Origin of the sequence: Paenibacillus sp. LK1 (assembly GCF_002750415.1) — a bacterium.
GTDB classification, from domain to species: Bacteria; Bacillota; Bacilli; order Paenibacillales; family Paenibacillaceae; genus Paenibacillus; species Paenibacillus taichungensis.
In genome coordinates, this window is the sequence record NZ_PEII01000005.1 from 1 (window position 1) to 26148 (window position 26148).

A 26148-nucleotide genomic window follows, 5' to 3' on the forward strand; every position below is an offset into this window, starting at 1 on the left:
TTGGCTGCTGTCCGGCCTCGTTCAGGAATACCGAGATTTCTAACGGACTATCCGCCCCCACCTCACTACCTTTACTACTCTCCTCTCCGCTGCCTGAATTGCTACCTGAGCAACCTGCTAGCACAACGCTCAATGATAATAACAACGTTGCCCCCATACGGAAAAATGATTTTTTACTGTCCCCCATAAAGCACCTCCAAAGTTTGATCTCACTATATGAAAGCCCTTTCATTTGAATAATTTAATTATAAATTTACATCTTCATGGAAACTATATTCGAATTATAGCTCTTTCCGAGAAAACCTCAGGTTTTCTTAAAATATCGAAATGGGCTTCTTTGAAGATACATCGCTAGACGTTTTTCTTATATTCGTTAGGAGACATGCCCATTCGTTTCTCAAATTGTTTTAAAAAATGATGGTAATTAGCGTATCCAACCTTTTCCGAGACTTCGCTATTTTTGTACTGATTCATATGCAGCAATCGACATGCCTCTTCAACCCGCAGGTTATGAAGCAGTTCATTAAAGCCGATTCCATTTTTTCGTATCAACAGTTGTCCCAAGTAAGCTGGATGCAGGAAGAAACGCTCTGCAAGCAACTTAATGGTCAATCCCTCGCGGAAATGCGCATGAATATAATCGTTAATATCCTGTACAATACCCTGTGCTTCGAAGACGCTCTCTTTAAGCAAAATCTCAAAGCAGACTCTTCCGCACGAACGCAACATGCCAATCAAATCATCAAAGGTTAACAGTGTTTCATCCAGATCCGGAATTTCGAACAAACGGTAATTCTCTGAATCTTCTGCCATTTGCGACCTCACGTAGGCCCGAATTTCATGAAGAAGGTAAATGACAAATTTTCGAGCCTCATCCGGATGGACCCTCATCTGCCGAAACGATTGCTCCATAAACTCCACAGCGGATTGGTAATTGGCGTAATCAATGAGCTGAAGTGCTCCGAGTACTCGCTCAATCAGTTCAACCTGTTTGTTGTGTCTTTGAAAATCACGGTTCTGAAGATCAGCATAATCCATTATGCTGTTCACTTCGGCTTCATAAAAGGCGTGCAGTAACGCCTTCTCTGCTGTTATTCGGGAGTTGCTGATTCGATGAAGAGAGGATTCCGTTGAGCCAATCGCCATATATGTACGAAAGCCCGCCAGACGGCGAGCCAGTCCTTCTAATAATGTTCTTAAATCCTCGCTCGTTCTCTGCGGTCCGGAGGAAACATCGCCGAACACAATGGATACGAGATCATTTCGCATACGAATGAAATAAATGACATGCTTGCCATTCAGAACCTCTGAAGCAAGACTACTCCACTGGCCAAACTCTTTCTCGGATACCTGAACCAGACATACACACCAGGATTCAGCTGACTGAGAAAGGGACTGAATTAGTTGAGTACTTTCTGGAGATCGCACTTTGCCTAATAAAGCCTCCTTCATCGTCAGAATTTCCTGTTCTCTCCATGCAATCTGCCCAATATATAGCTGCTCTTGCTCCTTTAGCAGTTCCATGCCCATTGTACGAATCTCGGACTCCGCCTGTTCCTCATCTAATGGTTTTAACAGATAACCGGAAACTTTGAATTTAAGCGCTTTTCGTGCAAATTCAAAATCGCTGTACCCCGTAAGTATAATGAACTTGGTCGACCAGTTTCCTCTACGACGCCATTCTTCAATCATTTCCAGTCCATTCATAATGGGCATATGAATATCAACCACGACAAGATCTGGCTTTTGCTCTTCCATTCGTTGCAATCCTTCCGCACCATTGCTGCACAAAGCGCATACCTCAAAGCCAAGACTTTCCCATGGAATCCACAGCTGCAAGCCCTCTAGCGCCAATGGCTCGTCATCAATCAACAGTACTTTAAATGCCATTGTCCCTGCCTCCTTCTTTATCCTGATGCTCTAGCAGTTGCAATGGAATTTCGAAGGAAACCTCTGTCCCTTCACCTATTATGCTCACCAGGTTAAAATCCACTTTATCGTCATAATACAACTCAAGACGGCGATATACGTTACGTATGCCAATATGACTCCCTCCGCACTCCTCCTTGCTCCGCATATGGTACAGAACCTCTTGTAAGCGTTCCTTATCCATGCCCTTACCATTATCAGATACAACGACTCGCAGGCGCTCGCTCACAACTTCCGCTTTAATTTTCACATAGCCGAGTCCCTCAATAGCCTGAATACCATGTTTGCAAGCATTCTCAGCCAATTGCTGGATACTCATTTTTGGAATTCTATACTGCCTCGCCTCATCGCTAATATCAATGTAATATTCAAACTTGTCTCGGAAACGAAATTTCTCAATTCCAAGATACATGACCGTAAAACTCATTTCCTCTTCCAGCGTGACCAAATCGTCCTTCCAATTCAATAAACGGCGAAGCAGCTTGGATAAGTCCTTGATAATATCCTTGACATCCGCATAATTGTTTTTGGTGCTAACCACCAACAGCGCATTTAGTGTATTGAATAAAAAATGGGGATTCATCTGGCTCTGCAGCAAATTCAGCTCAGCACGAATGCGCTCAGCCTCCTGACTCCGCTGTTGAATTTCAAGCTTGTACACATTATTGATCAAGGAATGGATCTGAGCGGTCATCATGTTGAAATTACGTATTAGATGACCTATCTCATCCTTTCCACCATCAATGTTGATCAGATCAAATTTCTCGTTACCCACCTTTTGCATATGTCTTGAAAGGCGTTTTACTCGATAATTGTATGATCGCAGCACGACATAGATAAAGATAGAGGTAACCAAGGTAATGATACCAGCGAGCATGCCAAAATAAAGCTTCATGGAAAGCATCGCTTGTTTGACACGTGTTTCTTGAGGCACACCAATGAGTTTCCAACCTTTCACATAGCTGGCATTGCCAATTGGAACGATATGTAGATCCTTGTCCGATGCCTTGCTCATATTGAATAACGCATAATCACTATCGACCTCGCCCTGATACTTGTCATCTGTGGATACGATAATCTGATTTTTGGCGTTGACCAAATACAGATCCAGCGAACTTTTCTCTCTCGCAATAACGTCATAGAATCGATTAAGATAAAAATCAATGCGCACCAGCTTCTTGTAAGAGTTGTCCGAGTTGTAATAGTCCATTTTTTCAATTACGCTAAAATACGACGAGATCGCCGCGCGATCATTTGCTGCCTTATCGCGGTATGCAAGCACACTCAGTGACTCCCCTGACGTTTCCCATTGCCTGAACCAGGTACTGGTGTTCATTGAGCTGTCCAGATAATAATAATCCCCTCCTGAGACAATGGTTGGGTTATCCGTGTAGATGCCAATTCGCTGAATCTGATTGTTCACGGGAATATAGGAAGTCACCCGATGGCGAAGCTGTTCATCGAACGTATTGTAAAAATCCAGTTGACCATTGTATACACGATCCATGGATTCGGACAATAGCTTATCCGTGATTAATGCGTGACTGACAGCGATCCCCCCGTCAATCATGGTGTGAATGTCCTTTCTGGCTCGCTCCAGCGAGATTTGCAAATTCTGTTCTTCCCGCTCCTTGATCAGCCCAGACATACGATCCATGAACAAATAATTGCTTGCTATGATTGGAAGCAAAATACCAATAACGTATATCAGTATAAACTTGTAGTTCAAAGGAATATCGTTCACGATACCGCGAAATCGGAATTTCCTAAACATGTCTTCCATCGCCATCCTTCATTTGTTACTTGTCATATCAGACCTATGATTGTTTTCTGTAAGTAGAAGGAGCCATACCCGTCATTCGCTTGAACTGACTTACAAAATAGTCAGCATTGGGGTACCCTGAACTGACCGCAACTTCGGCTATGCTGGAACAGCTCTGACGTAATAGTCTCTTGGCCTCCTCGATCCGTTTATCATTCAGATATTCCCGAAAAGACTTGCCAGTCTGCTGTTTGAAGGCTTGCCCCAAGTAGTTGGCATTCATATGAAATTTCTGTGCAAGTTCCTGGAGCTGCAGCTTCTGCCGAAACTCATGGTTAACATACTGCACTACACGAAAAATCGTGCTGCATTCCTTTTCTTTTCGCTGCTCCTGCAGAGCTCTCAAAGCGTTGATACTTAATACCAGTGCATATTCCCGAAATGCAGGATAGGAATCAATGTCGGTTAAGCCGCCCAACATATGTTGTAGCTGCAACTTAAACCTGTCTACATCCCCATCCAGCTCCTTCAGGTGCTTGAGAACTCCCATCTCAAGGGCAAGTAATTGTACCCGAACATATTCTATATCCGACACAGGCAGTCCTGAACCTGGATTTGCAAGCAGCTCGTTTACCTCTCTCTCGATCCCGCCCTCTTCACCCGTTAAAATGATATTAAACAGGTTAGTTAGAGTCTTTTGGTTCACAGTCGCCATGATACCATTCCTTGGCAAATCTTGATCGCAAATAATGCCACTCTCTTCTTGATAACGCTTCCATTTCAAGGCAGAAAATGCTTTTTCATATGCCGGCCGCATAGCGACTACTCCACCTGAGTGATATCCAAATGCCGCTATGATTGATGCATGACCGGAGTACATCTCAAACAGGTTTCTCCCTAGCCTCTCAAGCCAACTCAGGGAATCTTCAATTTCAGCAGCAAATACACCCATTCTTCCGTCAGCATCAATAAAAAATTCGTAGTGAGGAGCGCTAGCAAAACGCTGTACGTGTGATTGTATGTCCGCATTACAAGTATCCGCCTCAATTAAAAGACAGGCCATGTTCTCATGACCCTCCATTTGCATTATACTTTCCACTTCGGCTTGCAGTTCACTGCTGTCCTCACCCTCAAACAGACGGTTGAACAAACAGTTTACATATAAATTACGCTCATGTTGATACAGCTTCTCCGAGACAAGCTCGTTCTGAATTTTACGGCTCATCTGTTCTAATACGTTTTCAATCTCAACCTCATCAATGGGCTTGAGTAAATAATCCTCAACACGCTGTTCCAGCGCTGTTTTCACATAATCGAAGCTATCGTATCCGCTTAATATGACAAAACGCGGCGGTTTGGCTAGATTTTGTATCGAACGGTCAATCAGTTCAAGTCCGCTCACTGATGGCATATGAATATCTGTAAACACCAGGTCTGGCCGAAGGTTCTCAATAATGGACCAAGCAGCGTTTCCGTTCTCTGCCTCTCCACAAATTTGAAAACCGTATTTATTCCAATTTACCATTGTTCGCAGACCTTCAAGTACCCATGGCTCATCATCCACCAACAAAACATTCATCATTCTTAGTTCCCCCCGATAATAGTGATGAATAATCTGCTTTTACCTTGGACACAAACGTGGATCATTGCACATTGGAAAATGTGTACCTATATAATTATTCAGATCTTTCAGCTCTTATACAATAGACAATACTTGATTTAGTATCCAAAACTTTACTCTTTTATAGCTTTGGGTATAGTTCTCATTTTATGATAGCCAACTTTTTTCAGCACCACACCTCAGCAGCTTTATGTACCACATTGGCGATGATTCTGGTTCAATTTTGTCATTGTACACCTTGAATTTGCGACTATTAGTTAATCATAACATCCGAGAAAAGAATGCCAATACTTCAAACCAATATACAATAATTTTTAAAGAAAGAACTTTAATTTAAACAGTAACTCTGCTTGTACACACTCTCTGACAACTGATTTAATGTATATGAGCAAGGATATTGATTAACTTACCAAATGGATCACGGACATAGAATCGACGAACTCCCCAGGGCTCATCCGTAAGATCATATTCTATTGTATAACCAGCGCTTTTCATGCGTTCGTACGCTTCATCGACATCATCGACTTCAATTGAAAGGTCAGGTGTAGATGTATTTGAGCCACCTTGTGTGGCTATACTTATTTGAACGTTCTCCTCCCCAAGTAATCCGTATGTTTCAATCCAACCATGATTCATCAATAAATCTAGTTCAAGCACATCCTGGTAAAAGTTTTTTGCTGCTGGAACGTTTTGTGTATTAATATTGGTGACAATTCGTTTTACCCTCATTTTCAAAACCTCGATTCAAATAATATATTTCCCCAATGAGGAAACCTCGCCCTTATTTCACATTATCATCTAGTACCACGTTATTCAATCGACAAAAAGGCCAACCAGAAGATTCTGGCTAGCCTGCTAATACAAAAGTGAGATGCATCCCTTATGAAATTTTAAATTTGGTTAATAATAAGAAATTATTCAGATGAAAACTTATGGGAGTGATTTGATGCTGGGGAATGTCATTTTTGGTTTGGTTATCCCCATCTTAATTGGTGGTTGGATTCTACGCAGAAACGTCAACATCCTCTTAGCTTATTATCCGCTGGGAGTAGCCACCTCTTCTTGTCTAAACGGTGTGGGTTTTAATTTCTTTTGGAATATACTTCCAAACACTCACAACCAGTCATATGCAGGCCTCCCTTTCGACTTAGGTATATACCCTATTGCCGGGTGCCTCATGATCTACGTGATTCTTGAAAAAAATACGAAGTCATGGCTAGCAATTCTAATCACATCTTTTACATTAACGCTGATCGAATGGTTGGCTAAGGAGATGGGTAGAGTTATATATTTTAATGGCTGGAACATCTATTGGACTTTCTTTTCTTACTTTCTTCCTTTAGTCGTAGTATACGGATATAGTAAAGTATTCACTATGATGTACGACGTTTCTAAAAAGAAGAGAACATAAAATTCAATTCTTGCCAACATAACAATTATTGCGATGCAAGAATATATCGATTCCATTTCTGCTGCCAGGCGACATCGTCCCAGAAAGGATGATGTGGTGCACAGTTGGAGCATAGAGTCATTCCCCAGAAGCCAAGAGCCATTCCTTTACGCAGCGCGTACTCTGCAATAAATTTCCCTATAGGCCCCTCTTCGAATCCCGCTAACAACGGCGTGTACCCAACATACCCTTCCCCAATAACGACCGGCAGGCCTGAATGAGCCGCCCATTCGTGAGCTTCCTCGAAGCGCATATCTACCTTTTGCAGCATAGCCAGCTTATGTTTACTATAATTGTCGTATAAAAAAAGATCCCATTTATCGGGCTCCACCCAGTCATGAAGATAGAGCAGTCTTAACCCTACCGGATTTCCATCCATCCTCCATTCCTGGTCACGCGGTAGCGTATACTCTTCAAATGCAGGCGCGTCCTCTCGCAGGAGCGATTGGACGAATGAGCCGGGAAAAGGCGTATGTTTATCATCAATTCCAGCCGCTTCGGTTAATTCATTCAATACCCCTTTGATATAGAGATGGAAATGTGCAACCTGTAAATTTCCCGCTACATAGGATTTGGGATAGGCTTCATTTAGTGTATAACTTGCTGTCATCAGGATATCCGGGTGGACACTTCTAAGATAACCTACGGCCTCTTCAATATAAGGCTGCATGGCTTCCACCAGTGCCGGTACATTGGACTGAGCAATGCCTTGAGCGTTTCCAATCTCGGTCAGTTGCCCGAACTCCACCTCATTATGCAACTCTGTGTAGACGATCTGTTCGTCATATCCTTCCGCTTTTATATACCGGATAAGCTGATCCATGGATCTCGCAATAGCCATAAATCGCTCCTCGGGAGCTATGGCAGCCAGTTCATCGCGCAACCCGGGAAAGGCCAGAAAGCTGGGGCTCTGCTGATATTCCCAAGAAGACAAGATGATATAACAGCCATGGGCCTTGGCCTGTCTGAACAACTCCAGTAAATGCGCATGTCCATCCAGCTCGGCGCCGCCCCGGCAGTTATACCAGCGTGTCCGCTGCCCGATCTCTCCAAGGCTGCCGAAGTGTAACGGACCCGGCCGCTTGCCTTCCGCCGTGAACAATAAAAAGGGCATCGCACAGATTCGGATCGTATTATAGCCCCTCTCCACCGCTTCCTTAAATCTCGCCTCAAGGTCGCTATAGTGTTCTCCCGGTAAGGTCATGGTGTACCAGGAAAAATCCCACATCGTGATGGTCAGTTTGCGCGGCAACTCCCTACGCCCTACATCCATTATCATTACACCCTCCTTTTTGTTTTTAGCAATACAGGTTTATTCTTTGTAATACAGTCAATGAACAATATCTCTACATCTCTTTGATGATGGAGCATTAAGGTTGACATCCTTCGCGCAGTCGCCGGGAATACCGTCTATGAACCATTGCCCCTTGATGATTAGGCTCCATTTCCAGAGCCAACTCAAGTTCGGTTCCGGCTTCTTTGTCACGGCCTAGCCCCAGAAGTCCTAACCCCCTCATGTACCGGCAATGGATTACATTGCGCCGGTTCAGATCATCATCAAATACCAGGAAATCTGGCAAAGATACCGCAAAATAATCCATTTTGATATCGTCAAAAATATGCTTTTCAGCATAATCGATCAGTTTATTAAAACGACGCTTAGCTTCCTTCACGTTACGGAGCTTCAACCAGGCCAACCCTTGGTAAAAAATCATTTCTGGCGGCTGATCGTTGTAGAACAACGCACTTGTCGGCTCAGCTAGACCCTGTGAAGCTATGGTGTAACTAGCGATGGCTTCTGATTCCCGCTGCAGACCTTCGTAGGCCATGCCGAGATAATAATAAATATTATTCTCCTGAGTTCCTTCCAACTTACCTTCTCCCAGATTCAACGGATAGACTAATGCTTGTTGTAAATGCTGAGCTGCTGCTTCATAATGACCGTTTTGCAGCGCTTGTTTACCAAGCTCGGTATGAGCCAACTTATATTGCCCGGGCACTTTCCCCTCTCCACCTTCCCACGGATGGAAATTGCGCCGAGACAAGGCAGCGCTTGCCTCTTGATAACGTTCAAGATTGTTTAACAGGGTTACGTATTCCACATACAGATCATCCCGCTTCTCAACCAGATCTCGCCTCTCTTCAAGAATATGGAGGCGTTTGTCTATTGACCACGCGAGTTTCTTACGCAGCTGATCCAGTTCAAAGAAAATACGACCATCATCCGGTGCACAAGCAAAGGCCTGTTCAAGCGAAGCTAGGGCCGCTTGCGGATTGTTGTGTTTATTATAATAGGCCAACCCCAAGTTTCGGTGTACCGTCGGAAAATCATCCCGCAGTTCGCGGGACTTCTCCCAGCTCGCAATCGCCTCGATAGGCCGTTTTTTGTCATAATAAAAGTTTCCGAGATAGTAATGAGCCTTGTCGTCCTTCGGATTAGCATGAACTGCACTTACCAGCAGCTCAAGTTCATACAAGGTGTTCGGGAAACAATAGGTTGGGTTGGCCAATTGTCCCTTACGACGAGCTTCTTGAGCATGTTCATGTTGTCCGGTACGTTCATATAATTCAGCTAGTGCATAATGCAGCATCGGGTAGACTGAATTCTCCATGTCCACTATGCTTTTCCCTACTCCAATGGCTTCTTCATAGAAACCGCTGTCCATATAGTCTGCGATGACATTCAGATAGTTGTGGGCGTCATTTCTCATCAATTGCTGCAATTCAATCAGAATACCTTGTGCAGCATCCTTGTCTCCCATAGCTGTATGAGCCAAAGCCAACTCATTATAAGCTCCAAAATCCGCAACATCCAATTCAAGGGTTTCAAACGCACAGGCCTTTGCATTATCAATCAGACCAAGCTTGCGCAGCAAGGCGGCTTTCAGATTACGTGCTTTATAGTTTCGTGAATTGCGGATGAGTGAACGATCAACATGCTCCAGAGCCTCAGTGTACTGGCCTTTCAAGCTGGAAATCTGAGCAAGGGAGAAGTACCCTGCATCCTGCCACGCTGCCGACCATACCGATTTGTGAAAAGCAGTAAAAGCCTCCTCCAAACGGCCTTGACCACGAAGTGCTACTCCCAGCTGATAGTAGGCCTCGCTGTCATATGGGTTCGGATTTCGCCAGTTCAACCGCTCAATCGCTTTGCGGAAATACTGTTCGCTGTCTATATATAATCCACGACGAAGCAGTAAAGTTCCATAAGCTACATTCAACCGGATATCACCGTTATCCCGCTTCAATCCTTCCAGATAGTACGCTTCAGGCTCAAACGTAGCATGCCGATATTGCTCCAGATGCTGGCCTGCCAGATACAGTTCTTCGGTCGAACGCAGTTCTTCTGGTGCTGCCAGTGGTTTAGCAGCTTCAGGAATCTGTTCAATATCCGGACGTTTCGGTTGATAGGAAATCAGGACTCTGCCTTCCCTATTTCGAACCAAAAGCTTCAAATCATGCTCCTGCTCCCCACTCTCCAGCGGAATTACCTTTTGATATACATCTACAGGGGACAATTCAACCGTTTCCTGCAAATACCGGGTTGCCGCCCCACTCAACTCCACAACGGCATGTTCGAGTTTAGATGTTGCATATACCTTGATCACTGCCTCTCCGGCTTCAGCATCAACTTCCAGATTGATGGCTGCTTCAATGGAGGCATTTTTTACGACACCGATGTTTTTGTATGGCATGAAATACTGGGTAAAGGTCTTCTCCTCGTAGGGTTGTAGCCAAGTGAAGTCAGGCTGATTGTCTGTGTACACTCCAGTCATGAGTTCAATATACGGTCCATCTTCATCGGTCAATTGACGGTCCCACGCCTGACCGAACTCCCCATTCCCCCACGTCCATTGCTTCTTGCCGGGAGAAATATGATGATTCGCCACATGCAGCAATCCGGCTTCTACGCCGTGATCGTATGCGCCGACGAAATTATAATCGGATTTATAAGCCATGTACGAAGTCGGAACCGGGATGTTTTTATACCGGGAAATATCAACGCCTTCCGAGTAATCCTGTTTGTAATAAGTTCCGGTAGCGATAGGAAAACGCGAGACATCCCTTTTGCCATGATCAAATACAGCCGTTACGTCTGGAGGAAACACGGATTGCGTATATTCATTAACCGCTACGGCCGGATTTGCCCACCACAGAAAGGTCTGCGGCTCAGGTGTCCGGTTGTATAATTGAGCTTGGATCTCCACATAGGCCTTATCCGAATAGAGTTTGAAGGCTGCAGTGACTTTTGTACCGTACATCCGGTCGATCTCACTAACCCAGACTGTAGCACTGCCATCACCAGTTGCTTCGTATTTGTATTCAACCGGACCAAATGTATTAGGACGGTGATGCTGTGGCCAGTTAAATTCAATTCCTCCGGATATCCAAGGACCAGCAAGGCCCACCAGTGCAGGCTTAATGACGCGGTTATAATAGACAAAATCATAATTGTTCGTTTTATCAAGCGCACGATAGATTCTACCGCCGATTTCCGGCATGATCTCAATACGGATATACTGATTCTCCAGGATAACCAATTTGTAATTTTTATCATGCTTCACATCCGAGATACTCTCGATCACTGGATGCGGATACACACGGCCGGTGCTTCCCTGATAGATTCTTTTCTCCAGAAACATAGGATTTGGGTCAGCTTCACCCGCCTCATATGTAGGTATCAACACGTTTGTCTCCCACACTTGTACCTGACTGGATCCGGTTGGATCCGCCTTCAGCTTGTGATCCACAGCCTCATGCTTCATGTTAGAACTGCCTCCCTTGTCTTGATAGTTATACTGTATATTCTGTCAAGGAAGGTTCCAATTGACGAAATGCGGGAAGTGATGGATTATATTCTTATTCGGATTATGAATTATGGGGGTAACTGGAATGAGTCCTGACCACATACGCAAGCGTGAAGGATTTCTAGAGGAGAAGCTATATGTACTTCCAGAATACTGGATGAAAGAATTGGAACAAGAGGAACTAACCTCTACCTTATTTATTACGGACATCGGCTATTTCTCTAACGCTCAATATCATTTCAGGGAGCGCCTGGAAGGTAGCCCCTCGCATATTTTCATCTTTTGCGAAGCGGGAGAAGGATGGGTTGAGTTGAATCATGGAGAACGAATACTCATGCAGCAAGGAGATATGATAATAATTCCACCCGAAACTGCACATCGTTACGGGGCAATGCAGGAAAATCCATGGAGTATCTTCTGGTTTCATTTCAAAGGCAGCCATGCGAATAAATTGGTGAAGATGTTTGGTTTGTCTAACGCATCACTCGCTTTATCCCCAAGCGGCAAAGCCCGTTTAATGGAATGGTTCGCACCCACCTATGAAATACTGGCCGAGCGGACATATGCCCTGACTACCCATGTACATGTGGCCCAAACTACAAGACAGTTGCTCTCTGGAATTGGTTTAAATGCCGTCAAATCGGCACAAGAGAAGAAACGTGAAACTTATCTGGAACAGGCGATTCAATACATGAATGCTCATATGAGTGGCTCTATTTCTCTTACGGAGTTGGCTAATCATGTCGGGGTGTCGAAACAGCATCTGATCTTTCTGTTTAATTCTGAAACGGGAGTCGCTCCAATTGAATATTTCCTACGGCTCAAAATTCAGCGGGCAGGTCATCTTCTGGATCTTACCGAAATGAGCATCAAGGAAGTCAGCTCTACAGTGGGCATCAGCGATCCCTATTATTTCTCCCGACTCTTTAAGAAGATTTCGGGATTCTCCCCTTCCAGCTACCGGAAGATCCCGAAAGGCTAGACTTTCAAAAGTTTCTTTGCCGTCTTTCCATTACCACAATATAAAAAACCGTTGATTCTTTAAATTTAAAGTTCAACGGTTTTTTATATCTAATAGAATCAATCCCTCATATTCTCAATTAAAAGTTAGAATCAGACTGAGCATGTTGAGGTGTGTGATGCGATATTTTTTTAACGAGTAGGAAGTACGTAAGAATCGCAACGAGACTGGTCATTAATAAAGTGAGTCCAAGTGGGACGGCAGTGTCTTCACCTGCGATACCAACCAGAGGAGCAACCAGGGCGCCCAAAAGAAAAGGAACCACGCCGAGCAGTGCTGCTGCACTTCCAGCCATCTTGGCTTGGCTCTCCATCGCAAGTGGAAATGCCGCAGTAGACGTAATACCGATGGAGCAAACAAAGAAGAACAATGGAATGACCAATGCGAACAGCGGGCCATGAACTAAGGTTACCACCAAAGCTGCAACACTTGCCGCTAAAGCAAGCCAGAGTCCAGATAATAGAAGAGTCTGCTCAGGTATACGTTGTGCTAACCGACCCACAATTTGGGAACCGATGATTAAGCTGATCCCGTTCGAAGCAAACAATATAGCAAATACAGTTGGTGTGACTCCATAAATATTTTGGTATATAAATGGTGTTCCTGCTACATATGCAAATACCCCAGCCGTCATGATTCCCTGTGCAAGCATATAGCCAACAAACTTGCGGTCACGTAGTAGCGTTCTGTAATTGCCCAACTGTTGTTTGAAGTTGGGAGCCATGCGTCGTTCAGGCGGGTTGGACTCCTTCAAACCCCATTTGGTCATTATTAATAAGAAAATGCCCAAAAATGAGAGTGAAATAAAGACACCAATCCATGTCGTGAATGAAAGAATGCCACTTCCAGCGATCGGTGCTGCCAAAGGCCCCAAATTCCCTACAAGCAACAGCAAAGAGAAAAATTTAGTGAGTTCATGTCCACTATAAAGGTCCCTAGCTATCGCACGAGAAATGACAATTCCTGCTGAAGCCGCAAATCCTTGAGTGAAACGAAACAAAATCAATAGTCCGATATTAGGAGCAAAAGCGCACGCCAAGGAGCAAATAATATAGGCTGCCATGGAGATTAACAACGGTTTACGTCTACCGTGAGCATCACTCAAAGGACCCATAACGAGCTGCCCCACACCTAGACCTAATAAACAAGCAGTAAGACTAAACTGAACAAGTGATGCACTTGTATTGAAATTCTTTGCAATCTCAGGAAAAGCCGGTAAGTACATATCAATCGTAAATGGACCTAACGTTGAAAATAAACCCAGCAACAATGCCAGGCCAAATACATTCCAATTTTTACTCTTTATCATTGTTGATTAAATCTCCAATTCATTACGTAATTTAGTTTATTTGAATCGTCATTACAACCCATTATGCATTACCTATCCCCCGTCCACACCCCACATCTATTGATCCTAACAAATTGTAACTGCCCTACTCCAGAAAAGCCACTTATTTTTCTTTCCTATTCGGAGTATAAGACATAGAGTTAACTGTAAGTCAAATCATTTATCTTAAAAAAGAGTTGGGCTTAACCACTAGATTCTCTTATTCACTTCATGTTGGAAACCAAAGTTCGCTTAAAAACAAAAATAAGACCCCCTACTAGAGCAAATTACAGTTTTGCTTTAGGTAGGAGGTTATTATTTTATGTGCAGGATATCCCTTAAGATGAGCTAACTCTTAGTAGATCCCCGCAGGGCCGTCATCTATGAGAATCATATAGTCGAATTTCGTACACTTCTGCCCGATCGCCACCGTGCGTTTCCTTGATGATGACCCTAATCCGTTTTGAGTGTATCGGATTCTCAAGACGATGAATCTTTTTGCGAGTAAGGTTATGGCTATCACCAGCAAAACGTTCCCATTCCTCATTAATATATGCCTGCAACTCATAGCTCTTAACCAACTCCGGAATGATCAGAAACGGTGTCTCGTGATGATGCAAATTGATCAAATCCTCATTAACATCGTCATTAAAGGTAAGGTGAATTTCCCGAATATCCACTGGCTCTGGAAGGTTGACTTCAACCCATTCTTCACGGCCATTAGCGATGGGTTCTGATACCCACAGCTGTGGACCGCCAAACGGACGGACATAGCCGTTGATGACTTTATCAGGTGAATACGCGCCAGTCTCAACTGCAAAACAGAATGGCTTTCGGACAAGGCGCTTCATCGACCATTCGATAACGGGCTGATTCGGCTGATGATCCTCCAGATCAGAGCTGACTATTGGCTTGACTCCCCGCTCAAACGCAAGGACACCGCTGATCGGGACAACTGATGTGTAGAGACTGACTGCTTCATTCGCACGAACAATGACAAATACATTACAAGGATCGCCTCCAAACATTGCACTGTCTGCAGGCACATCCAACCATTGTTTTTCACCTACATCGACTTGGATGTCCACAGCTTGCTTGAAGTTTGCCGGTACATAATTCTCATGGCGACCTGTATCCCATAGTTCTATAGTCAGACTTGTCGCTTCCCGGGCAGAGACCAACAGAGTAAATCCTTCAATTCCACCCTCGGTCGGGAACAGCCATCCAACGTCAGCGACCAGCCGGTACTCCTCGGAAGGTTCGTTGATCAAAATTCGACTCATCGTGCTTGAAGCCGTGATGGTTCCCCTTCTCGCAAGGTCAGCAGAATCCATATTTCTCAGTCCTATAATTGAGGCATCGGTCCGCAACATCGTTTGTTGCAATTCGGTCAAATGCTGCTCTCGCAGTTCACGAGGCGTGATGCCTTTGATTACCGACAAGGCAGCGCCTGCACCTGCTGCTTCTCCCATTACCGCACAAGTTGCCATGACGCGGGTTGTTCCGAATGCAACATGCGATGCACTGATATTACGTCCCGCAAACAGCAGATTGCTGACATTTCGGGAGTACAGGCACCCAAACGGAATATGATAAGTGCCATCTGCATGCAGATGCTTGGAGCCGCTCTCGCTTGCATACATCCCTTGTGGGGGATGCAGGTCGATGGACCAACCGCCAAAGGCGACGCGGTCTTCAAATGGACGCTGAGAGATAACATCATTTTGCGTCAGGATCGTATCACCAAGGAAGCGGCGGTATTCGCGTTTGCCTGGAATCGAGCCTACCCATTCCAGCGTCATCTCCTCGGCCTGAAACTTGCCGGAGTTCTTAATATAATCCCAGACACCATAAATAACAGACCATAACTCATCCCGAATCTGCTCATTCTCATGTACCGTATCCAGCTCTCCGCCCCATTCAATCCACCAGTAGTGACAGCCGGAATCTCCACTGCGTATCACACGCTTTAGCGGAATTGGGGTTGTCGTAATGTCTTTAGCAAACGATGGGGCTACAAACCGTACCGGTTTCCCGGTATCTTTCGTATAGAACAGCAGTGTGCTGCCAAGCGTAATATCATCAGCAACTTCCGGTGCCCATTCTTCCCCGAACTCATGACGGGCTTCACGGCCAATCCGGTATGCTGCTCCAGCGAGAAATCCGACGAGTCCGTCACCAGTACAGTCAAGGAACATCTCACTTTCAAACGTAATCTCACGCTCGGAGCCCATCATCCAGCCTTTCACGCTACGAATTATCCTTGCATCCTTCTCACCGTCTGCTTCTACTTCTCTAACATCTGTATTCATAAACAAAGTGAGATTAGGCTCGGCTCTTACTGCCTCCAGCAAAGTAACGTCCCACAAATAGGGGTTACCTTCCGGATTCCGTTGTTGATTCTGAATGAACAATTCCCCCATAATGCCGGTCTCCCGTGCATAACGATTCACGCCATGCCCCGTTGCACCGCATACCCATACACGTACCTCGGAGCTGGAATTGCCGCCAAGTACAGGACGATTATGCACGAGTGCAACCTTTTGACCTAATCTTGCCGCTGCAATAGCGGCACAAATCCCGGAAAGTCCTCCGCCAATGACCGTAACATCGAATAATAGTTTTTCGCGTCTCATGATATAAACCTCCTTTGAATTAGCCTTTTACAGCTGAACTGGATACACCTTGAATAATATATTTCTGACCAAGCAGAAAGATTAAAATCATAGGGATAATCGCTGCCGAAGAAGCTGCCATCATGCCGTTATAATCAACGTTGTTTTCCAAAACGAAATTTTGTAGACCAAGCGGAATCGTATAAAGCTTTGGACTCTGCAGGAAAACCAGAGCATTCTCATAATCATTCCACTGCCAGGAAAAATCGATAATCGCAAACGTTGCAAGCGCTGGTTTCGCTAACGGTAACACCAGCTTGAAGAAAATTCGAAAATGACCCGCACCATCGAGTAATGCAGATTCTGTAATCTCGTTCGGTATACTGAGAAAGAATTGACGGAGCATAAATACACCAAATATCGAGAACATGGCTGGCAGAATTAATGCCCAATGTGTGTTATATATATGAAGCCAGTTAAACAGGATAAACTTCGGAACAAAAACAACTTGTGGAGGTATCATCATCATGGATAGATACACGATGAAGAGGGTATTACGTCCTTTAAATTCCGTACGGGCGAAGCCATAAGCAGCAAAGGCCGACAAAAAAACGGCACCAGCTGTACCAATCACGGCAATCTTAATTGAGTTCAAATAATAAGGGAGAAAATTATAGTTTCCCGTCCAGATTCGCTTATGGCTGGTCCAGTCCAGCTTCGAAGGAAGCCATTGGCGGAATACTTCACTCGGGGTCTGGAAGGAAGTACTGAGCATCCATAAAAAAGGAACAATCATAAACAACCCTGCAATTAACATAAGGATCGTTACAGAAAGCTTAACCGAGCGTGTCTTCGTTGTTCTAAACATTGGGTCAGCTCCTCTCTAGTAATGGACCCAGCGTTTTTGGCCGACCCATTGGATGATGGTAATGACAAGAATAACCGCAAACAGGAACCAGGAAATGGTTGATGCATAGCCCATCTCATAATAGCTAAATGCCGTTTTGTAGACGAACAACGACAGAATCGTGGTGCTTCCGCTTGGGCCGCCGCCCGTAATCGCTTGGATGAGAGAGAAGGATTTGACCGTCATAATCAGCCCCGTAATCAATAGCATAAATGTCGTTGGACTAACAAGCGGCCATACAATCCTCCATGTAATGGTTGCTTTCCCTGCACCGTCAATACGTGCCGCTTCAAGTTGCTCAGTCGAAATCTCCTGCAGGGCTGCCAGATAGATAATCATGTTGTAGCCTAACATAAACCATATTTGCACGACGTCAATGGCATACATCGCCGAACTCGAATCAGCGAACCAGCCCGGAGGCGATACAATGCCGATAAAGCGAAGCACTTCATTAATCGGCCCCTGGGACGGCTGGAACAGCAGCATCCATACAAAAGCAACAGCAACACCGCTAGAGATATATGGCAGGAAGAACATACCTCTAAGCAATCCTTTCAAATACACGCTCCGGTTAAGCACAAGAGCAACGAGAAATGCAATTGCCAATGAGACCGGAACGGACATCAGGAATATGATCGTGTATTTGATTGAAGCATAGAACTGATCATCACCAAAAAGGCGTTTGATATTATCTAATCCGGTGAACGTCCAATTCGGATTGGCGAATTGATAGTCCGTGAACATCATAAAGAAGGAGTACAAGGCTGGCAGAATAAAAAATGCGAGGATACCGAGCATATTAGGCAAAATAAATACGTAGCCAACCCAGCCTTGTTTCCGAATCCAGCTGTTCCTTTTCACAGAAAACGCCGCCTTTCTTCTCGTATGGAACTTTTAAATACAGCAAAGAGAGAAGACGGAAGCGAAGAATCCTTCTTCTCTCTTAGGGATATTGTCAATGTTCGATTATTTGATTATTTGATTATTTGATTATTTGATATATTCCTGATGGCGTTTGGCCATATTCTTAAGCGTTGTATCGATATCCTGCTCATTCAGGAAGTATTTCTCGTATTCTTCCTTGCGGGCATCCAGCGCTTGCTGCGGTACATTTAGCTGGAATGATGGGAACTCTCCGAACACAACGCTATTCATCGACTCTGTATCGTATTTGTCTTCAACACCTTTGAGCAGCAGGTCCATTGCCTGCTTGTTATCAACGCTCTTCGAGGATGGAAGGCGTCCTCCGCTTGCCATCGGCAACATTCCGCCGTCCGCATACCACTTTGCGAATTTCCATGCCGCATCCTGATGCTTGGATTTTGCATTAACGGAGAGCATATCACCTAAACCGCCAGCATATTTATAATCCTTTTGATCGGCAGATACTTTCGGAATTGTAGCGAATGCGATTTTGAAGTCATGAGGAAATTCCTTCAGGTTATTGGCGTTGCGGAAAATAAATTCTCCTGCGGCTAACATAGCTGCCTCTCCTTTGAGAAACATTGTGTCTACTGGCATCTTGCTTGTTACTTGTTCTCCATATTCGGGTGTCGATTTGTCCACAAACATCATGTCATGCACGATTTGAAGCTGCTTTTTCCAAAGATCATTATTGAAGTTAGATGTGCCTTCCGGCGTGGTTACGCCAAGGCCCGCAATGGTACCGTCAATTGCAGCGGTAAAGGCAGCATCATGCTGCATAAGACCGTACACATTCGATTTTGTTAGCGCTTTCGAATATTCTCTCAAGTCATCCCACGTCCAATCAACGGGAGGAATCGGAAGACCGGCTTCATCCAGCATGCTTTTGTTAAGCCAGATGAATAACATGTTTTTCTTTGTCGGAATACCATAATACTTATCCCCGATTTTCCATTGAGCGGCGTCTACCCCCATTTGCTCGTCGATGTTGTAATCTGTTCTGCTGCTCAGATCCAAAGCAACTCCTGCATCAACACGTTTCTGTAAACGATTAATCGTGTAGTTGACGAACAAGTCTGCGTCCTGACCCGTCATGAGCGCCGTATCCAGCTTCAGGTTGCCGGGGTCATCATTTACATAACGGAAGTACTCGACCTGAATGTCAGGATTTTCTTTGTTCCAGCTGTCAATCACTTCTTGAGGTCCAGCCTCAGCAGGAACAGCTCCCCAAAGCGTGAGATTAATGGTCTCACCGGCATTTTGATTCGCCGATCCTGCACTCGCTCCCTCGTTGTTAGCCCCTCCGCATGCGCTGAGCATCGAAGCTGTCAAAGTCGTAATCAAAGCAACCTTTAACCAATTTCTATATTTCATTTACAGTCCCCCTTATCAAGTTGATAAGCTGCTTACTACGTCTTTAACTTTATCACCAGCCTGACATTGGGGGTATGAACGGTGTTTGGATATTCATAGAACGATTTTTTGTTCTTTTCGGTATTCGTTCGGGGTCAACCCGCACCACCGCTTGAATATTTTAATGAAATAATTGTCGTTCTCAAAGCCTACCAACCTGCCTATTTCACTCACCGTTTTCTCCGTCTCTGTCAGCAGCATTTTCGCTGCTTGAACGCGGCGGTTCTGAATAAAATGCGTGATCGTGATCCCCATCTTTTTCTTAAATAAGTCACTGACATAACTGGCATCCATGCGAACATATTCAGCCAATCTCTTTAATGTCACATCCTCGGCGAAATGCTCCTCAATGTAGGTAATCATTCGGTTCAGCTCTGGATGATCTGTTGGTTCTAGGGCAGTCTTGTCTGGGAACCATTTATCTGCCAGGCGAAGCTTATCCATTCTCGTCAGCTCTCCGGCTACTTTGTCCATGGTTTGCTTCAGTTCCTTCAAATCCAGAGAAAGTTTCATCAAATAACCTGAAGCCCCGTATTCCAATGCTTGTCTGGCATACTCGAATTCACTTACTGCCGTCAACATAACGAATCGGCATTCATGTCCTTCCTTTCTCGTGAGCTGGAGTAAACGGATGCCATCCATTAACGGCATGAAAATGTCGGAAATGACAACATCGGGCTGCAGTTCCCGAATCAACTGCAAACCTTCCTCGCCATTTACCGCCTCACCGACAATTTCAAACGGGATATTCGCCTTTGTAAACAATTTGCGCAAGCTTGCTCTTGCGTACTGTTCATCTTCAACGATCAATGTGCGCCACAATGGTGCTCCCCTCCTTCAAATATGGTTTGGATAACAATAATGGGAAATGCATGATGACCTGCGTTCCTTCCTCCGTCGACTCTATCCGAAGTCCTGTTGGCTGGTTCTTAAACATAAGCTCCAAGCTCTCGCGAAGGTTCTGTACGCCAATGCTTTTTCTTTTCCGGTAGGACTGATTCGCCTGGGATTTTTTGATTCCTATACCATTGTCCGCAACCTCCAAAATAAGCAGCGAATGGTGGATTGATGCACGAATGTCGATCCGCCCCTCAAGCTGTGATTGTCCAAACCCGTGAATCAACGAATTTTCTACCAGCGGCTGCAGACAAAATTTCGGAATCAGTGCATACTCCAGATCCCTGGAAACTTCATAGTGGAGCTCGATGCCATGTCCAAATCGTTTCCGTTGGATATCCATGTAGGATTCGATTAGCACAATCTCCTCCTTCAGAAGAATAAGATCAACCTCCAAATTCAGCGTAGTTTCTAATATTTTTCCTAGCGATACACAAATCTCATAAATCTCATCATCATCCTTATCCAGTGCAATGCTCTTGATTGTATTCAGCGTATTCAGCAAAAAATGAGGATTCATCTGACCAAGTAACACCTGAAATCGGACAAACTGCTTTTGCCGCTCCTCAAGCTTTAACTGTTCCAACAGATTATTGATGTCTGCGATCATGAAATTGAAGCTTCGGGTTAGCGCCAGCAATTCACCTCTTCCTTGTTCCGGCAGCTTTGTCTTCAAATTCAATTTTACGGTTGTCTCCATCTTTCGTTGAAGATGCTTTAAAGGACCGGTAACGGTTGAAGAAATGAAGTAAGTCAGCAGCACAAACAGCAGTAGGATGGCCCCATATACGGTATAGAACCTTAGCTTCTGTTTGTTCACTTCTTCAAATAACAAGGACAGGGGTATCTTTTTCACAAGATAACCGTCAAGCTCTTGAATTTTGCTATAGGTATACATCATATAGTTGTTCACAATGGATTGGGAGGAGGTATCCTGTCCCTGTCCCTGTCCCAGTCCCTGACTCTGACTTGCTGCTGTAATGGCAGATGACACGGTAGAGGGTACATTGTCTCCCGACTTGGATTGAAGCATAATATTCCCATATCCATCCATTAGAAAATAGACTCCTTCCCTATCGCTGCCGAATGTGTTTTCCTCTGTTTTTTCCTGAAACCATGCTTCATAATCGATACTAAAACGTCCATAAGCGAATGGTTTTAGTCCGTCGTCACGCAGCACTTCGTAAAGGCTCAGCATCCGATTTCCTTTTCTCTCACGAACGCCGGTCGTCAAATCATTGGATTTCCATACGTACCGTTGTCCCTCAGTCCTCTTCAGTTCCTGTACCCAGGGCTCGGAACTGATGTGGGCATAATTCAGAGAATTCTCTGGCGTATAGGAAGTGTAAGCGTTTCCTTTTAAATCGATCAATGTGTAGAATACGGTAGCTCCCGTAAGGAAAAAGCTGTTTTCAATACTAGCGAATTTATTTTCCACAATTCGCTTTCGATGGATGGCATCATATAATTCCGGCTTCTGCATCACTTCGCGGAGGACAGAATCCTGATCCAACAGCATCCCAGTCTTCATCACAAGACTCATCAAATCAATAAGATCGGCTTTGATGCCTTCGAGTTGCTTGACGTTAATGTCAGAAGCATCCCGCTGGAGCATAATTTCCGTTTCTCGGAAGTTGTAGAGAACTAATATGGCTATAGGCGTCAGGAGGAATAACAGAAACGAAAATAGTATTCGGTGTTTAAACGTGCCTGGCGTTATTCGTCGCAGCCATCTGGTCAACATGATTATTGCTCAGCCCTCCCATCGGTGTATACCTCCCAATTTACTGAACATTAAGGCTGATCGCAACAGTAAATTGTAAGCGCTCATATGAGGAGTTGAGAGTCTCCTCTTCCCCTATGGATAAAAAAACGACAGCCAAATAATTGACTGTCGTTAGGTTGAATACTATGTCCGAATTGACTTGAAGGACTCCGTCTGCTGTGTAATGCCTTTCTCTGCCGCAAAGCGCTCGATGCTGGATGCGCCGAAGAATCCATCGATGCCCTTCGTTCTCTCAATGACATAGGCCGCATCCTCCGGCTCTGCAATGGGTCCACCGTGGCAAATAATCATGATCTCTGGGTTCACAGCCCGCCCTGCTTCAATAATAGCCTCAATTCGTTGTACACAGTCGTCCAGGGTCAGTGCTGTTTTTGCACCAATGGAGCCCTTGGTCGTCAACCCCATGTGCGCAACCAAAATGTCAGCCCCCGCCTCCGCCATAGCTTTTGCCTGAGCAGGATCAAAAACATACGGCGTAGTCAGCAAATCCAATTCATGGGCGATACGGATCATTTCAACCTCCAGGTCGTACCCCATACCGGTTTCCTCCAGGTTTTGTCTGAACACCCCATCAATCAAACCAACGGTTGGGAAGTTTTGAACTCCGCTGAAGCCCTGCTCCTTCAACTGCTTCAGGTAAACCTCCATTATTCGGAAAGGATCGGTGCCGCACACCCCTGCCAGAACAGGCGTATGTTTGACGACGGGCAGCACCTCGGCTCCCATCTCAACGACGATTTGATTGGCATCTCCATAGGAGAGCAAGCCCGCCAGCGAGCCACGGCCAGCCATTCTGTACCGACCGGAATTGTATACGATTAACATATCTGCTCCGCCCGCTTCACTGCTCTTGGCCGTAATCCCTGTGCCTGCCCCGACACCTAGTAGAATTTTACCCTGCTTTACCTCTTCCTTAAATTTGTCCATAATTTCTGATCTGTTCAGCTTATTCATTTCGTTATCCTCCTTATTGGATTGGTTAGGAATTTGATGTCATGAGAGCGATCAGCTTTTGTGCTGCGGCCTCTGCAAAGGCTGGATCGTTGATGGCGCAATCCATTTCAATCACTTCAACAATTGTGCGATCGATATGCTGGCGCAGGGTATCAAACAACATCCGGTCCTCCTGCGGTCCGTAGAAAGGCTCCCCCTCCACATCAATTGCGGATACGCCTCTAAGCGGTAGCATTAGCACGGTGCGTTCCTTTGCCATGTTCAGCTTCTCCGCAAACTTCCTGCCGATCTGCTCATTCTCTTCCACTGTGGTTCTCATCAGGGTTACCGTCGGATTATGCTGATAAAACTTATGATCCTTGAATTTCTCCGGCACAGTATCGCTCGGCCCAAAATTGCACATATCTAAAGCGCCCACTGAGACTACCTGCGGAATGCGATTTTGGCCTGCAGCCTCTAAGCGATTCGGCCCCGCATTTAAAACACCGCCGATGATTTCATCCGCCCACTCCGTCGTCGTCAAGTCCAATACCCCTTCAATAAAGCCTGCTTCAATCAACGCCTCCATCGACTGCCCTCCGATGCCCGTGGCGTGGAACACAAGCACCTCGTAGCCCCGCTCCTCCAAATATTTTCTTGCCGCTGTTACACATGGTGTTGTCACTCCAAACATCGTAGCTGCAACCAGCGGCTTCTTATCCAGTTTGTGCGTATGCTCAAACTTGAGCATGCCCGCAATCGCAAATAATGCATTTGTAAATATTTTCGTAGAAATGGAGTTCAACCCGGCTACATCCACCACCGACGGAATCATGACAATATCACTCGTGCCTACGTATGGAGCTGTGTTTCCAGAAGCAACGGTTGATACCATCACCTTAGGGACTCCAATCGGCAGAGCTCTCATGGCAGGTGTGACCAGTGAGGTCCCACCAGTGCCACCAAAGGAAATGATTCCGTCAAATTTACCTTGTTTGTACAACTGTGGCACCAGCTTCTTCAATCCTATGGACAAAACCTCTGTAGCCAAAGCCCGATCCTTCTTTGCCGCAAGTTCTTCTATGGCCATGCCTGCGGCGTGGGCGACTTCCTGATTGGACACATCCGGAACAAAGGAAGATTCGAATACACCTGTATGAATCATCAATGTCCCCAACCCAAGCTCCTCTGCAATGCTTTTAATGTAAAGGTATTCATCGCCCTTCGTATCAAACGTTCCAATGATTGCGACGGTCTTCATTCCACGGCCTCCTCGTATGACTCTTTAGAAACCAAGCTCGATCGCAGGTAGCATGCTGATTTTTTCGCTAACAGAAAAACCAGTACGATCGCTATAACTTCATCATACTGGTCCTGTTTATTTATGAAAACGCTTTTATGTTCTGTGTTTTTGTGTTTAGGTTAGATCTGTACTTTTTGGGAGAGCAGCCTTTGAGCTTTTTAAACATTTTGCTAAATTGTGCGTAATTGGGATACCCAACCATCCCAGCCACTTCGGATAATTGAAGCTGCGGCGCATGAAGAAGCGTGACGGCTTTATTGATGCGGAAGCTCACCAGATAGGTCTGAAAGCTGCAGCCAACCTCCTTTTTAAACAAACTGCTCAAATAGCTGCGGGAAACATGAGCAACTTTGGCAAGATCCGAAAAAACAATTTCACTACTATAGTTTTGCGCCACATACTCTTTGACAAACTCAACGTAATCATAATGCTGGGTAATGCCTTTCAGCATTTTGACCATAAAATCGTCCTCATCCAGTTTACCCAGGCGTTTAAAATCGCGAGTAATTGCCGTAATCGACTTCTCGGAAGGAATTCGTTCAAAAGCAGACCCGCCAATATACCCCATAATGTCTGTGTTGTCGCTATACATGTACTGGACATCGACCGGCGTCTTTACCGGACCGCCATAAATCATCTTGATCAAATCCGGCTTAAGCTGATTGCAGGTATCAAAAATACGCAATGCCTTTGATTTGGCGGCCTCCAAGGATACAACCTTCCGTGCACCCAATAACCCGCCTTCGGTCAGACCGAGATGAGCACAGATTACATCTGCTCCCGCTTCAATCATCTGGGCCGCCTGAAGCTCATCAAATACGAACGCCACCGTAAACAAATCCTGTCGATGGGCCAGGCGTATGGCCTCAACCTCGATGTCATAACTAATCCCGTCTTCCTCCAGAGCCTCTCTGAACAATCCGTCGATCAGGCCAACTGTAGGATAGTTGTTGACTCCCGAAAAACCTCTCCTCTTGATTACCTCTATATAATCAGCCATTTCTATGGTTGGATCATTCGCATTCAGTCCAAAGAGTACGGGAGAATGCCTCACCAGCGGCACTATTTCTCTTGATGCAAAATCCATCACCATATCATTACTGTTGCAAAACGGCAAAAAGCCGGCTAGAGAGCTCCTCCCCATCTGGCGAAACTTGCCGGAGTTCAGCATTAATATAAAATCCGCTCCACTCTGAGCTGCATACTTCGCTGTAATCCCCGTGCCAGTCGAGACACCGATGATGTGATTTCCCTCGCACAGCTGTGATTGAAGACGCTCCAGTATGACTGTTCTGTTCAAACTCATCCGCTCCTCAACACAATTTAACAATTGTAGTTTTTGTTCCTCAATATTATTATTGTACATCATTCCGTATAGCTCATTCCCTCCTTCCTCGAACCGTTTTGTTAAGGGGCATCAAAAAAAAGCCGATTTCCCACTTGGGAAATCGA

At 45.1% G+C, this 26148-nt stretch carries 18 protein-coding genes and 1 pseudogene; 2 read left to right on the forward strand and 17 right to left on the reverse strand.

Translation table 11 applies throughout. The annotated features are described in order from the left end of the window. From CS562_RS12235 to CS562_RS12255, 5 genes and pseudogenes are all read right to left on the reverse strand, one after another. Positions 1-187: pseudogene (locus CS562_RS12235) on the reverse strand (sugar ABC transporter substrate-binding protein); the annotation flags it as partial. 164 nt (positions 188-351) lie between these two features. Continuing rightward, positions 352-1890, reverse strand: a complete 1539-nt coding sequence (locus tag CS562_RS12240; RefSeq protein WP_099855974.1) for a response regulator transcription factor — start codon at positions 1888-1890, stop codon at positions 352-354. Next, positions 1880-3703 carry a sensor histidine kinase gene (locus CS562_RS12245; RefSeq protein WP_246318093.1) on the reverse strand — a complete coding sequence of 608 codons (1824 nt, stop codon included), beginning with the start codon at positions 3701-3703 and terminating at the stop codon, positions 1880-1882. Before CS562_RS12245 ends, CS562_RS12240 begins: the two co-directional genes overlap by 11 nt. A gap of 43 nt (positions 3704-3746) precedes the next feature. Continuing rightward, on the reverse strand, positions 3747-5273 hold the full coding sequence (locus tag CS562_RS12250; RefSeq protein WP_099855977.1) for a response regulator transcription factor: 1527 nt from the start codon (positions 5271-5273) through the stop codon (positions 3747-3749). Positions 5274-5687: 414 nt separating this feature from the next. Beyond that, positions 5688-6041, reverse strand: coding sequence for a VOC family protein (locus CS562_RS12255; RefSeq protein WP_076289331.1), 354 nt, complete (start codon positions 6039-6041; stop codon positions 5688-5690). A gap of 217 nt (positions 6042-6258) precedes the next feature. On the opposite strand from CS562_RS12255, the gene CS562_RS12260 reads away from it, so the two are divergent. Beyond that, on the forward strand, positions 6259-6723 hold the full coding sequence (locus tag CS562_RS12260; protein ID WP_076289330.1) for a CBO0543 family protein: 465 nt from the start codon (positions 6259-6261) through the stop codon (positions 6721-6723). A 25-nt stretch (positions 6724-6748) separates the two neighbouring features. Here CS562_RS12260 and CS562_RS12265 read toward each other — a convergent pair whose 3' ends face one another. Both CS562_RS12265 and CS562_RS12270 read right to left on the reverse strand, forming a co-directional pair. Next, entirely contained in the window at positions 6749-8035 is a 1287-nt protein-coding gene (locus CS562_RS12265) for a cellulase-like family protein (protein WP_076289329.1), read from the reverse strand. Between the two features lie 97 nt (positions 8036-8132). Beyond that, the gene (locus CS562_RS12270) at positions 8133-11528 is read right to left on the reverse strand and encodes a tetratricopeptide repeat protein (protein ID WP_099855979.1); all 3396 of its coding nucleotides are present in this window, start codon (positions 11526-11528) and stop codon (positions 8133-8135) included. A gap of 127 nt (positions 11529-11655) precedes the next feature. Between CS562_RS12270 and CS562_RS12275 the strand changes: the two genes are divergently transcribed. Beyond that, a complete protein-coding gene (locus CS562_RS12275; RefSeq protein WP_099855981.1) occupies positions 11656-12552 on the forward strand; it encodes an AraC family transcriptional regulator in 897 nt (298 codons plus the stop codon). Positions 12553-12670: 118 nt separating this feature from the next. Here CS562_RS12275 and CS562_RS12280 read toward each other — a convergent pair whose 3' ends face one another. From CS562_RS12280 to CS562_RS12325, 10 genes are all read right to left on the reverse strand, one after another. Beyond that, positions 12671-13900, reverse strand: coding sequence for a multidrug effflux MFS transporter (locus CS562_RS12280; RefSeq protein WP_099855983.1), 1230 nt, complete (start codon positions 13898-13900; stop codon positions 12671-12673). 395 nt (positions 13901-14295) lie between these two features. Further along, positions 14296-16554: an FAD-dependent oxidoreductase gene (locus CS562_RS12285; protein WP_099855985.1), complete on the reverse strand. Its 2259-nt coding sequence runs from the start codon at positions 16552-16554 to the stop codon at positions 14296-14298. A gap of 19 nt (positions 16555-16573) precedes the next feature. Continuing rightward, positions 16574-17401 (reverse strand): carbohydrate ABC transporter permease, encoded by an 828-nt coding sequence (locus tag CS562_RS12290; RefSeq protein ID WP_064637560.1) that lies wholly within the window; start codon positions 17399-17401, stop codon positions 16574-16576. 15 nt (positions 17402-17416) lie between these two features. After that, entirely contained in the window at positions 17417-18301 is an 885-nt protein-coding gene (locus tag CS562_RS12295; protein ID WP_076289323.1) for a carbohydrate ABC transporter permease, read from the reverse strand. 129 nt (positions 18302-18430) lie between these two features. Further along, the gene (locus CS562_RS12300) at positions 18431-19738 is read right to left on the reverse strand and encodes an ABC transporter substrate-binding protein (protein ID WP_099855987.1); all 1308 of its coding nucleotides are present in this window, start codon (positions 19736-19738) and stop codon (positions 18431-18433) included. Between the two features lie 93 nt (positions 19739-19831). Further along, positions 19832-20599, reverse strand: coding sequence for a response regulator transcription factor (locus CS562_RS12305; RefSeq protein ID WP_099855989.1), 768 nt, complete (start codon positions 20597-20599; stop codon positions 19832-19834). Then, entirely contained in the window at positions 20577-22418 is a 1842-nt protein-coding gene (locus tag CS562_RS12310) for a cache domain-containing sensor histidine kinase (protein ID WP_099855991.1), read from the reverse strand. Before CS562_RS12310 ends, CS562_RS12305 begins: the two co-directional genes overlap by 23 nt. Before the next feature lie 165 nt (positions 22419-22583). Further along, on the reverse strand, positions 22584-23414 hold the full coding sequence (locus CS562_RS12315; RefSeq protein ID WP_099855993.1) for a phosphoenolpyruvate hydrolase family protein: 831 nt from the start codon (positions 23412-23414) through the stop codon (positions 22584-22586). Positions 23415-23439: 25 nt separating this feature from the next. After that, the gene (locus tag CS562_RS12320) at positions 23440-24654 is read right to left on the reverse strand and encodes a Tm-1-like ATP-binding domain-containing protein (protein WP_099855995.1); all 1215 of its coding nucleotides are present in this window, start codon (positions 24652-24654) and stop codon (positions 23440-23442) included. Positions 24655-24775: 121 nt separating this feature from the next. After that, positions 24776-26002, reverse strand: a complete 1227-nt coding sequence (locus tag CS562_RS12325; protein ID WP_076289372.1) for a phosphoenolpyruvate hydrolase family protein — start codon at positions 26000-26002, stop codon at positions 24776-24778. Positions 26003-26148 lie beyond the last annotated feature (146 nt).